This is a genomic window from Lacrimispora sp. YZC11 (genome assembly GCF_057543815.1).
The window spans coordinates 66,773-79,984 of record NZ_BAAJYQ010000019.1; the positions used below are offsets into that span (position 1 = coordinate 66,773).

Sequence of the window (13,212 nt, forward strand, 5' to 3'; positions counted from 1 at the left end):
TCAGCATAACATGGCAGGCGTGATTTTTCCATTCACATTTTTACCACATTAATTCTGGTAATTGTAAGAGTGCGGGCCGGAACCTTCTTCTATGGATTTATCCCCAAAAGCAGTGCCGGAGGCCTGGAATTGCCAGGCACCGGCACTGCTGTCCGAGTATTTCTATTAATATTTACTGCCAGCCGCATAATCATCGGCCGGATCTACGGTTGGACTTAAAGCCCCATGAGCTGCAATCCTTTCTCCTGCATCTCTTAGCTTAAATCTGTTTACCAGACTCTTTAACATCTGTGCCTGTCCCGAAAGCTCCTCGCTTGCCGCCGCACTTTCTTCTGATGTTGCGGAGTTGGTTTGTACGACTGATGAAATCTGTTCAAGTCCTGCTGCAATCTGTGTAACAGCATAAGACTCTTCCTCGGAAGCTTTTGCAATCTGCCGGATTCTTTCATCCACGCTCTTAGACGTATCCACAACCTCAAGAAGAGATCCGGCAGCCTGATCGGCCAGTAACCTTCCCTTCTCAATTGCCTCCACAGCGCTTTCAATCAATGCCGTAGTATTTTTTGCGGCCTCAGCTGATTTTCCTGCAAGGTTTCGCACCTCATCCGCCACCACAGAAAATCCCTTGCCCGCCTCGCCGGCACGGGCCGCTTCCACAGCGGCGTTTAAAGCCAGGATGTTCGTTTGGAATGCAATGTCATCAATGGTCCGGATAATTTTACCGATTTCCTGAGAGGTATCGGTGATTTCCTCCATTGCCTTCATCAACTGCTGCATTTGCTGGTTGCTTTGTGTAACCTCCTCTCCAGATTCCTCTGATAAGCGGCTTGCCTGCTGGGCATTGTCTGCATTATTTTTAATTCTTTCAGAAATTTCCGTAATGGTAGACGTAAGCTCTTCCACGGAGCTTGCCTGCTCTGCCGCTCCCTGGCTTAGAGTCTGTGCACTGTCTGACATCTGCCCCGATCCTGCCGATACCTGATCAGAGGCCGTATTAATTTCCGCAAGGGTATCGCTTAAATTGCGGTTAATGGTTCTCATAGCAATTAATATCTCCTGATAATCGCCGATGTACATCTCCTCATATTTTGTATCGATCCTGAAATTGCCTCCGCTCATTTCCTCTAATAAGTATTTAATATCCTGAATGATGGTCCTCAAGTTTTCTGCCATTTCCATAAAGGTTCTGGAAAGAACCCCGATCTCATCATTGCTTTGTGTATCAACCTGTATCGCAAGATTACCGGCAGCGATCTCAGCAGCGGCAGAAACCACGCCGTTAATCGGCTTCAGCGCCTTTTTTAAAACAATGATAACAATGGCGACCACAGCCAACAGCGACAAAACAGAAACAATCACAATTGTAGCCGTTAATATTTCGATATCTTTATTTAAGTCAGAAGTATCCAACGCAGTCTGTGCCCACCAATGGGTTCCTTCCACATCAATCGGGTAGAAAAACCGGGATACTTTATGTCCATCCTCGCGGACAGTGGTACAGAAAAAGGCCTTTCCCGAAGCTGCTCCATCTGTGATCTTTTTCATATCTTCCGGATCTTTTAAAAATTCAGAAAGGTTATGGCCAATATCATCAGCAAATCTGCTGTCGTATACCGTGGTAAAATCATCCGTAAGAATTCCGACGTAAAGAGTTTTATAATCTTCTGATGAAGTGGTGATTTTATTAAAATGACCAACGTCAATATCGGCTACGGTCACTCCCTGAAACTCATTTTTATACATAACGGGGTACGCGGCAGTGACCATGGTAGTGCCCTGATATTCGTAAGGCTTTGTAAAATAAGGCTTGCCGGTTTCTTTCACAGGTTTATAATATTCCTTATCACTGTAATCGCTGTATGTACCAAAAGGCTGCGTCTTTTTATTGGCAGCGTCCTCACGATTTACATAAAATGCATAATCCTTTATATTCTCATCAAACTTGCCAGGCTCAAAAAAGATCCCGAACCCAACGATATCTTCATCTGCCACAACGGCAGAGCACATACTGTTAATCAAATAATTTTCCACTTCAATGCTTAAATCAGACATTTCTGTGTGATATACCGCGCTCTTTACCTTGACGTTTTCAGGAGAAGAGATGACCACAGTCCCCTTGTCATATGTCTTACCAATATAATCCTGCATTGCTGAAGCCTGTTTTGATGCGGCATTTAAGATCGCCTGTACCTGGTTTCCATTTGCGTGTGCCAGATTCGTAAGCTCAGAGCGTACTGCCGAACCGGTTTCGCGCCCTGACAAACTGACGGTTATAATACTTAAAATGGCAAAAACCATAAACAATGCCGCTGTGATCACGATTGCAATTTTCTCTGAAATTTTTCTGTATTTATTCCGATGCATGTTCCCTTTTCCATTTTTCATATGTCTTTTCCTCGTATCATTATTTTGTATCATTGTTTTGTAACATTCAGATGTTTTAAATGAAACGGATTTTAAAACGTCTCTATGGTTTTCTATCCAGAGGAAATGGCACTCCCGTTTGTACAGACCTCTTTAAGTATTCTACCCATTGAATCTGGTCTTTTAGTTTCACATATACGTATAAATCGCTTTTATTATTGAATACTTCCACTTTCCATCTCCTCCCCCGTAATCAGCCCATGTTCCTTAATAGCAAAAAGGTACACCTTGGTATCACTGGCAAAATGTAAAGAAAATAAGAATAATATGTGCGAAATATGTTGTATTTTGTCGTAATAATGCTTATAATATACGTAGCATTTTTATGCTGTTTTTATTTGATAAAAAGGTGTACCTTTTTATCAAATAATCAGATGATATTATTTATCATTTTGTACGCAAATTCCCAGCAAAACAAACATCACTAGCTCATCTAGTTTCCATTTTTATATTTTGACCTGAAGGCTATTGTTTTCATAAATACTAATATAGTAGAATAATCCCTTGACCTCATGCCATAATTAAGAATGACAGGAGGTTATTTTAATGAAAAATTTTTATGGATACATGAGGGTTTCCTCATTAGAACAAAACACGGAGCGGCAAAAAGTAGAGCTTCTGCGCTGGGGCATTATTGACAAGAACATATTCTGCGATAAATTGTCTGGAAAAGATTTCAACAGGCCCCAATATCAAAAGTTAAAAAGGAAACTGAAAGAAGGAGATGTTCTTGTTGTAAAAAGCATTGACCGTCTGGGAAGAAATTACGATGACATACAGGAAGAATGGCGGGAAATCGTAAAAACAAAAAAAGCTGATATTGTGATCCTGGATATGCCCATTCTGGACACAAGAACAAATAAAGATCTGATCGGCACCCTGATATCCGACATTGTCTTACAGCTCCTTTCCTATGTGGCGCAGGCGGAACGGGAAAACATCAAACAGCGTCAGGCAGAGGGGATTGCCCTTGCAAAAGCGCAGGGAAAGCATCTGGGACGTTTTCCAACTCCCATTCCCGATGAATTTTACCCTGTCTACGAAAAATGGCAGCAGCGCATTTATACCCTGGAGACTGCAAGCAATGAGCTGGGCATCACTGTCAGCCAGTTCCGGACAATGATAAAAAAACACAAGTCAAAAGCAAAGACTATTTAAATCATAATCCATATAACATAAAGCAGGCAGAACCGCTGCTTTCCATCAACGATCCTGCCTGATTTACCAAACACAGATTTATTTTACAAATGCGAAGGAGCAATAGGAACCAATTTTACTTCAAAAATAAATCTCTCTTCATCAAACCGGTATTCTTTCCGAAGATCCGGTCCGCAGCTTGCGGATCCGATCCCGTCCTGGCGGTAATCCAGGCAAAGAACCGTAAAGCCCGATGGTGTCAGCTCATAGTTATGGGCTTTTTCTGTTAATTCCTCCTGGGTATAGACCGATGCATTAAAGGAAAATGCCCGTTCTGAAACTGCCGAAAGAGAAACTCCCCCGCCATTTATTGTCACAAAATCACAGTCGCTCCTGCTTCCGTTCTCCTGAGGCCTTAAATAATCCTCATGCATCTCTTTTACCCCGGCAGTAAATAACCCATGATAGCTTGCCCTTTTCTTATCCATGTAATTTTCTACAGGCCCCAGACCATAATAGGTCACCTTATCCATGGTCTTTGGGAGGAAAAGGCGAAGGCCGAACCTTGGAAGCTCCGGGAATTCCATGTCCTTTTTCACATGAAGCTTCCCATCTAAAATTCCATCCTTACCTATGGTCCACACGGCCTCAATCATCAGGATTCTCTGGATCACAGCCGCAGTGACGGACAGCATGGTCCTTATTTCCACCCGTCCGTCCTTTTCCTCACAGGAGGTTTCATAAGCCCTGGATATGGACCGGTCATAATGAGCCGCCATCCATTTATTCTTTATATATCTGTCATTATCCGTAGGCGCTCTCCAGATGTTATATTCCATAGGACGCTCCAGAAGGGTTTTGTTTTCAAACACCATATCCTCAAAGCAGCCGGTCAGCTTGTTATAGGTATAAGCAAAATTAGTCCCGTCTATAAAAAGGTATCGGTCATCCTCCCGAATCGCAGGGCACGCCCTTTCCCCCACGTTTGTCTCCCGTTCCGCTAACAGGAATACCCCGGTCTGGTTTCTCATATCTTCATTTTCAAGAAGTATTTCATCAAAGCCTAAAAGGCTTCCGGCTTTTAAAAGGGTTGTATTCTGTTTTAATAAATACTGGATCTTTAAATAACATTTTCCCTTTTGGGGAACCTCAAAGTCCAGTGTCAGGCTTCCTTTTCCATGAGGCTTTATTTCCGGTAAATCCCCATCGCAAAGGATCCCCTTTCCAGTGACCGCTCCATCGCAGGTCACCTCATACCCAATAACCACATAATCCCTCAGTTCGGTAAAATCCATGCGGTTTTGAAGCACCAGTTCCTTCTTTTCCTGGTCATAGGAAACCAGTCTTGCCGGGCGGTATACATTTTTAAATTCCATCAGCCCGGTATGTGGCCTCCGGTCCGGGTATACCAGACCATCCATGCAGAAATTGCCGTCATGAGGGTATTCGCCATGATCTCCTCCATAAAGGTACATGGGTCTTCCATCCAAGGTTCTTCCCTGATATATGGCATGATCACACCACTCCCATACAAAACCGCCGCAGACCTGGTCATACTGGTCAAACACCTTAAAATAATCTTCTAGATCGCCAGGTCCATTGCCCATGGCATGGCTGTACTCACATAGGATAAAAGGCTTTCCTGCATTTCTTCCAATGTATTCATGGATATCTTCCAGCTTTGGATACATACGGCTGTATAAATCCAGATTGGAAAAATCATAGGTTTTATTCCGGTCACGGTAACGGGCTGCCTCATAATGGGTGAGCCTGGAAGGATCAAAGGCCTTCGTCCAGGCCAAAGCTTCTTCAAAGGTGCAGCCATAGGCACATTCATTCCCCATGGACCAGATCACAACGCTTGACCGGTTCTTATCCCGTTCTACCAGAAGCTTTGCACGGTCAACCGTGGCCTCGGTAAACTCCGGATTATCTGCAATAGCCCTGTTCCAGCGTTCATGCACAGCCTCCGTGGAACAGTCTTCCATGTAGATGCTGTTGGTACCGTGGCTCTCATTGTCCGCCTCATCAATGACATAGAAGCCGTACTCATCGCATAACTGGTAAAACTGAGGCCCATTCGGATAATGGCTGGTGCGGATGGCATTGACATTGTGCTCTTTCATGAGACTTAAATCCTTTTTCATCTGTTCCAGGCTGACGACAAACCCTGTCACCGGATCACTGTCATGGCGGTTGACGCCATGGAATTTGATCTTTTCCCCGTTGAAATAAACCACTCCATCCCTTATGGCGATTTCCCGGATTCCCAGGCGGTCCACGATCACCTCGTTCCCGCATACTAGGACAAGGGTATAAAGATACGGCTGCTCTGCATTCCAAAGCACCGGATTTTCTATGGTCAAATGAAGCCTGCCATCCTGAGGGAGTCCCTCCTGGCCGGCGGCCTGGTTTCCATTGGAATCAAATACCAGCGCCTTTACCGGAACTTCCTTTCCAAAAAAGGAGATCACCGCCTGGATATGAGCCTGGTTCTCTTCCTGAGAAGTTGTTAAAAAATAATCAAAGATTCCCTCTTCCGGTCTCTTCAAAAGAAACACATCCCGGAAAATACCGGTCATGCGGAACTTGTCCTGATCTTCCAAGTAGCTTCCGTCACACCATTTTAAAACAAGAACAGCTAAAGTATTTTCTCCCTCACGAATTAAACCTGTCACATCAAACTCGCTGGTAGAATGGGATACCTGGCTGTATCCCACATAGCTTCCGTTCAGCCATACATAGAAGCAGGAATCCACACCTTCAAAGTTTAAATAAGCCCTGGGAGCATTCTCGTCCCTTTCATAGACAAAATGGCGGACATAAGCCCCGCATGGATTTTCTGCCGGAACATAGGGCGGGTCCATGGGGAAGGGGTAGCGGACATTGGTATACTGGTGCTTATCATATCCATAGTTCTGGAAACAGCCCGGAACCGGGATATCATCATAATTTCCAGTATCATAGCCTTCCTGGAAAAACTCCTCGTTCACATCATAAATACTATCATAATAGCGGAACTTCCATGTCCCATTTAAAAGCATAAACCGGTCGGAATTTTCCCTATGCTCCACCAGATCAAACCGCGCCTTGGAAGCCGGAATGTAGTAGGCTCTGTTTGGCATGGCATTTTCATGAAGCAAGTGGAGATTTTCATAATGTTTAGGTACGATCATGGTTGATTCCTCCTTCTTTTCTTATCTTTCATTATAAAATGAAAGATAAGAAAAGCCATATCTCCAATTAGACAAACTATGCACAAAATGATACTGTTGTTTTCTCATATTCCTATAATTCCGTACTTCTCCGCTTAAAATCTAGGTTATTGAGACTTTTAACCTCACCAGCCATCACCACCTAAAAGCAGTCAAAGCCGAGCATCATGCAGTCAGAATATGATATAATTATATAAATAGGCGGGTCCGAATTACCGAAACCCGCCTTATCATTGACTATATTTCAAACTCGTCACATTCATTTTTCCGCTGACTGTATTTGCTACATCCTTCTTTAAGGCCTTTCCAGTAAGCTTCTTTTATTTCTTATTAGTACCATTCTTTATCACAATCACGTTCCTGTTCATGTTCGCATTCACATTCGCGTTCGCGTTTGCATTCGCATTCACGTTTGGGTTTGCATTCGCATTCACATTCGCGTTTGCATTCGCATTCGCATTCACATTCACATTCACGTTTTGGTTTGCATTCACATTCACGTTTTGGTTTGCATTCACATTCGCGTTTGGGTTTGCATTCGCATTCACATTCGCGTTTGGGCTTGCATTCGCATTCACATTCGCGTTTGGGCTTGCATTCGCATTCACATTCGCGTTTAGGCTTGCATTCACATTCACATTCGCGTTTGGGCTTGCATTCACATTCGCGTTTGGGTTCACACTTCTTAATACATTTGCATCTACATTTAATAGTATTACTACTCATATCCTTTGACTCCTTTCATACCGTACTATACAATATTATATGGGACAAGCGGAGAAGGTGTGAATTTTGAGAATGGCTTATATTTTAAGAATGGCTTACACAGAAAGTGGCCCCCAGGTCAGAGTACCGGAGTCCACTAAAATAGGAGTTATACTAAATGATTATCGCATTATCACAATATATAATATGCAATACTTATAATAATGACCCTTTGTATCCACTGATCACTCCGCCAGCCCCGGATACTGCTATGGCTGCCTCTACCAGGGTGATTCTTATCCTCCTTTGTGAATTTTCAGTTTAATTCGTTAATGCCCCAATGCTGATTTATTGTTCTCTCTTGCTCTTTTGTCAGAGGAATAACTCTTATAAGTCTTCTTCTGAAAATCTTCACTTCATTTTTTTCTCTTATCATTAGATAGTCCGTCTCAGAAACAACACCCTATTGCATTATTTTCATATAATAATTATGGAAACAAAGTTTCCTAATATTGGAGTACAGGAGTAAATCAATATGAATAACTATAACCAAAATTGGTTTAATGAAGATCATTGTGATTGCCATGATAAGCAGGCGCACGTTCATGAAGTCCAAGGCAGTGTAGAGATAGCTGAACGCGAAGAAGATCCCCATAATCATCGTTTTGCTACGGTTTCCGGCGAAGCAATCCCTTCTGGCATGAACCACTTTCATGAAGTAAAATTTAGAACAGATTTTTATGAAAATCATTTTCATGAATTTCGTGGCAAAACATCGCTTGCAATTCCTGTTGGGGACAGACATGTTCATTTTCTGCAATCCGTAACAGAAGTGAGCGATGGTCACTTTCATGACTTTAGAGTGGCCACATTGATTAATGATCCTATCGGTGAAGAAGCCTAAAATTTATTTTTAATTTTTATATCCCACCACATCTCAGGTTGTTTTATTTCGTTTGAGATGTGGTGTTTTTTTGATTCACCGTGTAATGGCCGAAAGTTAAATCCAATTTACGAGATACCTTCCCTTTTTATGTCAACTGTTCGTGTGGTCCTGGTGTTTTCCAAAAGCTCCGGGCTTATCTCTTTACTTTATTTTCCTTTAGGGATAATTCCCAGGATGAATCGGTGTTTTTCCCTGAATAACGATGCAGTCAAGCGATGATATAGTACCTATTAAAGGCGCACAAATAAAGGATTTTAGATAAATAGACAAACTATACACAAAATGATACAATGTTCACGAAAGCAATGAGCAGTGCGAAACAGGACACAGAGAAATTTTCGTTGTGCTTGCACATAAGAAAATTTCCCTGTGCCCTGTTTCATAGGGCGAAGCCCGTGAGCGAAGGAAGCCGCAGGATTCCCTCGCTGCACTGCGGACCCACGGTACAGTCAAACAACGCACCCTGTCACCAAGCCTTCCACTCACTCCCCATAAACAAAGAAAAAGGAGTCCATAAATGTACACCAACACAGGATACATGAACCTAACAGACGACGAACTGGAAGACAGCACTCTCCCCCTAAAAGCAAACAGCTGCGGCGTCTACCGCCTGCTCACCCACCCCGTCATGTCCACCATACGGCCCTTAGGACGGCCTGATTACCAGATTTTATACATCGCATCAGGAAAAACATGGTTTACCTTCCAAAAAGAGGCCGTGGAGGTCCCCGCCGGAAACATGGTGCTTTATAAACCCGGCGAGCCCCAGCAGTACGCCTATTACCTGGAAGATAAGCCAGAGGTATTCTGGCTTCATTTTACAGGCAAAGAGGCCGGAGATCTTACCATACAGGCAGGTTTTGATGACAGCCGGATCCTATATACCGGTGTTTCTTCCAAATACCAGGAATTATTCCTTACCATAATTCGGGAGCTCCAGCTCCCCCGCCCCTGTTTCGAAGAATTGTCATCCCTTCATGTAATGCAGCTTTTCCTGCTTCTAAAACGGCAAAGGAAAGAAGGAGGATTCCAAAAAACAGAGATCCAAAAGGAAATGGAAAAAGCGGTCCATTACTTTCATGAGAATTTTTCCACTGATATTGAAATCGACCATTATGCCAGAAAGCTCCATATGAGCACCTGCTGGTTTATCCGCAGCTTTAAGCAGTATACGGGAATGCCTCCCCGCAAATACTTAACTTCCATCCGTGCAAAAAAAGCCCAGGAACTACTTGAAAGCACTGACTACAGCATCGGAGAGATCGGCAGCATCGTCGGTTATGAAAATCCTTTATATTTCAGCCGGATCTTTAAAAAACAAACCGGCATTTCTCCCGCAGAATACAGAAAAGCGGCAAGGTGAGCTTCCCTCCCCCTGCCGCTCTTTCTATCTTCCCACCAGACGGTAGGTCTGGCGGTATTCCTTTGGCGTTATACCCATATACCTCTTAAAGATCCTTCTGAAATAATCCACATCCTGATATCCGCACTGGTAAGCGATCTCATTTCCTGTTAAGTTTGTCTCTATGAGCATTCTGCACGCCTTATTAAGCCGTGCCTCGTGGATCCCCTCCGTGAGCGTCTTCCCATAAACCGCATTGTAGACACGCCCTAAGTAGTCAGGGCTGCAATCCAGCTTATCGGCCAGTATGGAAGAAGATAAAGGCTCTTCAAAATGATTCCTGATATACTGCCCCGCCTGGTTTGCCAAAAGCACCTTCTGCCCGTTCACTTCCATTGGAGAAAGGGAGTCACTGAGCTCGCACAGCAGCTCTAAAAGCACCAGGTTTAAGATGGTCCGGTCATCCCTGCAGACATTCTGACGCTTGATGAAGCGCCGGAAAAGCTCCTCAAACTGCTCCGGCTTTCTGATTCGGATGAGCTGGGGCAGGGACATAATATCCCGTCCGATCCTCACCGCTTCCTCTTCCAGATGAAAATGGAGCCAGTAAAAATTCAAATCTTCTTCGAATTCCCTTGTCCCCCAGTGATGCCTTCCGGGAAATAAGATCAGCGCTTCCCCTTCCTCCACGTTATACGTTATATCCTCCTCGGCAATTCCAAGAATCCCGGAATTTACATAGATGATCTCAAAGGAATCCATGACCCGGTCCGCATGGCGTCCCTTGCCGTCAGTCACCAGATACCCTGCATTTAACGCTCTCACCGGAAGTACAGCCTTTAAATTTAAGTAATGTTCCATAAGTAACCTCCTGTCACCCCAGTCGGAATCCTCCAGTTTTTCGCTTCTTTTTCCTCTTGTATCCCTTCCATTATACTGGCAATATAGAGAGAGGAAAAACCTTTAAAAAAAGAATAGCAGATATCTAACAAAAAGAAAAGGGGATTGTGGCAGTTGTGCTACAGAAGTTCGATGATAGAAGCAGTATTACTCTTAAAAGAAAAAGTATCCCGCACCTATTTTAGCGGTACTACCATGACAGCAACAGATTATTCCAAAGGCAGAAATCTCTTTATCGCAGAGGGCTGCTGCGCCAACGGAATTGTTACACTTACCACCGGAGCATTCCTCTCCGGTTATGCCAATTCACTGGGAGCGACTGATTCCATAAACGGGATCATCGGTTCCATCCCGGTCCTTCTTTGCACTCTTCAGATGTTTTCCTCCATTCTTCTGGAAAGCCTCTGCCGGAAAAAATGCCTGATTTCCAGTTTTTCTTTTATCCACAGGCTTCTTCTGGCTTCGGTCTTTTTTGTGCCCCTGTTTATAAGTAATCCAGGATTCCGCCTGGCAGCGGTGATCGGCATCTATGGAGCCGCCCATTTTTTTGGAGCCTTTATCGGAACCGGAACCGGAAACTGGATCCTGCAGCTTGTTCCCCAGCACATGAGAGGGAATTATCTGGGAAAAAAGGATTCCTTTGCGTTCGCCTTTTCCACCATTTTAAGCTTGATCATGGGCTTTGTCATGGACCGGTTCCGCAGCTCTTCCATGGAACAGACCGGTTTTCTTGTGGTAGGTACCGTAGTCTTTTTCATCGCCTGTACGGACTTCTGGTGCCTTTCCTCCATCAGCGAACCGGAAAGCCAGCCCCACCGCCAAAAGCTTCAGGACGCAGTATGGAAACCCCTGGCCGACAGGGAGTACCGGAAGGTCATGCTCACCTATATGTTCTGGAACCTGGCCCTTCAGATCGCAGGTCCTTTTTTCAGCGTATACATGGTCACAGGGCTTAAGCTGGATTATACATACATTACTTTTTTAGGCCTAATCTCCTCGACCGTCCGTGTTCTGGCGGCCTGGCTCTGGGGGCGTCTGGCCGACGCTACCTCCTGGCTTTTGGCAGCCCGCTGTTCCATGGGAATGCTGGGCCTTGTCCATGCCAGCTGGTTTTTCATGACCCCGGACACCTGCTATACCCTTCAGCCTGTCTTACAGGCTTTGTCCGGCGCAGCCTGGGGGGGCATTGCCATATCTGTCTTTAACCTTCAGTATCACTATGCCCCTGCGGAGAAGCGGGTGCTTTATGTCAGCTCCAATTCCTCCTATGCAGGGCTTTGCGGCTTTCTTTCCACCCTGCTTGGAGCCTTCCTTCTCAGGGTTTTTCCTACCCTGGAGATAGGGGGACTTCCCATAACCGGAATGCAGATGCTCTTCCTTCTTTCCGGGATCCTGATCCTGGGATGCGTTTTTTACATGGGAAGGCTCCGGTCCGTCTCTCTTTAAATCCGCCGGTCTTTGCAGGATTCCCGGATAATCAGTTCCGGCTTTAAGATCCGCTCCACCCTGCTTTCTTCATCAGGCACATTGTTCATCTTTTCCAATAGAAGCTCCGCCGCCATAGCCCCCAGCCGCTCCTGGGGGTGGGCGATGGTAGTCAGCTTGACAATCCCATTTTCAGCGATAAAAGAATTATCGTAACCTGTCACGGAAATATCCTCAGGCACGGAAAGCCCGCTTTTTTCAATGGTTTTCATCACCTCAAAGGCAATCTGGTCATTGTAGCAGACGATTCCGTCAATCCGAACCCCTTCTTCCAGCTTAAGCCTTAAGGCGCCTGACGGCTTTGACACCCGGTCCTCGGTGTGGAACCAGACCACCATATCCGGATCATAAGAAAATCCCGTCTCCTGAAGAGCTTTTACATAGCCCTTGTGACGGTCCCTTCCCTGGCTGTCATCAGCCTTGAATATTCCCAGAATATGCTTATGGCCTAATTCAATCAGATGCTTTGTCACCAGATAACCGCCCATGCAGTCATCCATCAGGATATGGGGTTTATTTCTCATGTGGGCGTAACAGCCCTGAATAAACACATAAGGGATCTGATAAAAATCCAGCTTCTCATAAAGCCCCTTATGGCCGCACATGATCTCACTTTTGCTGGGCTCTATGATAAGCCCGTCAATGTCTTTTTTTAGGATTTCTTCCAGGCACCTGCTTTCCTTAAGCCTGCTGTTTCCCGTATTTTTCAGTATAATGCTGTAACCGTTTGCCGTGAGCACTCCGTCGATTCCCTGGATCAGCCGGGGGAAAATGTAATCCGACAAATAGGTGGTGATGACCGCGATATTTCCTGACCCCTTTTTTCCCCCTGCCTTTCTGGAAACAAAGGTTCCCCGGCCATGCTCTGCCTCGATAAACCCTTCCTGTTCCAGAATGGACAGTGCTTTTCTCACCGTATGGCGGCTTACATGACAGGAGGCCGACAGCTCATTTTCCGAAGGCAGCCGGTCTCCCGGCTTCCTCCTTCCTGAAACAATCTCTTTTTTCAGTTCTTCCATTAACAGATAATACTTTGCTTTTCCGCTGTCCTCCGCCAT

Annotated in this window: 8 protein-coding genes; 4 read left to right on the plus strand and 4 right to left on the minus strand. The window is 44.9% G+C overall.

The window, feature by feature from the left end; translation table 11 throughout:
* Positions 1 to 165: 165 nt before the first annotated feature.
* Complete coding sequence (locus AC27IJ_RS21145; protein WP_312446219.1) at positions 166 to 2,385, minus strand: methyl-accepting chemotaxis protein; 2,220 nt, start codon at positions 2,383 to 2,385, stop codon at positions 166 to 168.
* Between the two features lie 585 nt (positions 2,386 to 2,970).
* Here AC27IJ_RS21145 and AC27IJ_RS21150 point away from each other — a divergent pair.
* Positions 2,971 to 3,582: a recombinase family protein gene (locus AC27IJ_RS21150; protein ID WP_312446220.1), complete on the plus strand. Its 612-nt coding sequence runs from the start codon at positions 2,971 to 2,973 to the stop codon at positions 3,580 to 3,582.
* 83 nt (positions 3,583 to 3,665) lie between these two features.
* Here AC27IJ_RS21150 and AC27IJ_RS21155 read toward each other — a convergent pair whose 3' ends face one another.
* Complete coding sequence (locus AC27IJ_RS21155; protein ID WP_312504397.1) at positions 3,666 to 6,737, minus strand: glycoside hydrolase family 2 TIM barrel-domain containing protein; 3,072 nt, start codon at positions 6,735 to 6,737, stop codon at positions 3,666 to 3,668.
* A gap of 1,279 nt (positions 6,738 to 8,016) precedes the next feature.
* Here AC27IJ_RS21155 and AC27IJ_RS21160 point away from each other — a divergent pair.
* Positions 8,017 to 8,385: a YmaF family protein gene (locus AC27IJ_RS21160; RefSeq protein ID WP_312446223.1), complete on the plus strand. Its 369-nt coding sequence runs from the start codon at positions 8,017 to 8,019 to the stop codon at positions 8,383 to 8,385.
* A 559-nt stretch (positions 8,386 to 8,944) separates the two neighbouring features.
* The gene (locus tag AC27IJ_RS21165; RefSeq protein WP_312446225.1) at positions 8,945 to 9,790 is read left to right on the plus strand and encodes a helix-turn-helix domain-containing protein; all 846 of its coding nucleotides are present in this window, start codon (positions 8,945 to 8,947) and stop codon (positions 9,788 to 9,790) included.
* A 24-nt stretch (positions 9,791 to 9,814) separates the two neighbouring features.
* On the opposite strand, the gene AC27IJ_RS21170 is transcribed toward AC27IJ_RS21165, so the two are convergent.
* Positions 9,815 to 10,630: a helix-turn-helix transcriptional regulator gene (locus tag AC27IJ_RS21170; RefSeq protein WP_312446228.1), complete on the minus strand. Its 816-nt coding sequence runs from the start codon at positions 10,628 to 10,630 to the stop codon at positions 9,815 to 9,817.
* Positions 10,631 to 10,783: 153 nt separating this feature from the next.
* Here AC27IJ_RS21170 and AC27IJ_RS21175 point away from each other — a divergent pair, with 153 nt between their 5' ends.
* The gene (locus AC27IJ_RS21175) at positions 10,784 to 12,115 is read left to right on the plus strand and encodes an MFS transporter (protein ID WP_312504399.1); all 1,332 of its coding nucleotides are present in this window, start codon (positions 10,784 to 10,786) and stop codon (positions 12,113 to 12,115) included.
* Here the strand turns inward: AC27IJ_RS21175 and AC27IJ_RS21180 are convergent.
* Positions 12,112 to 13,212, minus strand: a complete 1,101-nt coding sequence (locus AC27IJ_RS21180) for a GntR family transcriptional regulator (protein ID WP_313258947.1) — start codon at positions 13,210 to 13,212, stop codon at positions 12,112 to 12,114. The two genes, AC27IJ_RS21175 and AC27IJ_RS21180, sit on opposite strands and share 4 nt — an antisense overlap.

What these genes read in the sequence shown, in the direction of transcription:
- AC27IJ_RS21145 (WP_312446219.1), bottom strand. Translation starts at nt 2,385, where the DNA reads ATGAAAAATGGAAAAGGGAACATGCATCGGAATAAATACAGAAAAATT.
- AC27IJ_RS21150 (WP_312446220.1), top strand. Translation starts at nt 2,971, where the DNA reads ATGAAAAATTTTTATGGATACATGAGGGTTTCCTCATTAGAACAAAAC.
- AC27IJ_RS21155 (WP_312504397.1), bottom strand. Translation starts at nt 6,737, where the DNA reads ATGATCGTACCTAAACATTATGAAAATCTCCACTTGCTTCATGAAAAT.
- AC27IJ_RS21160 (WP_312446223.1), top strand. Translation starts at nt 8,017, where the DNA reads ATGAATAACTATAACCAAAATTGGTTTAATGAAGATCATTGTGATTGC.
- AC27IJ_RS21165 (WP_312446225.1), top strand. Translation starts at nt 8,945, where the DNA reads ATGTACACCAACACAGGATACATGAACCTAACAGACGACGAACTGGAA.
- AC27IJ_RS21170 (WP_312446228.1), bottom strand. Translation starts at nt 10,630, where the DNA reads ATGGAACATTACTTAAATTTAAAGGCTGTACTTCCGGTGAGAGCGTTA.
- AC27IJ_RS21180 (WP_313258947.1), bottom strand. Translation starts at nt 13,212, where the DNA reads ATGGCGGAGGACAGCGGAAAAGCAAAGTATTATCTGTTAATGGAAGAA.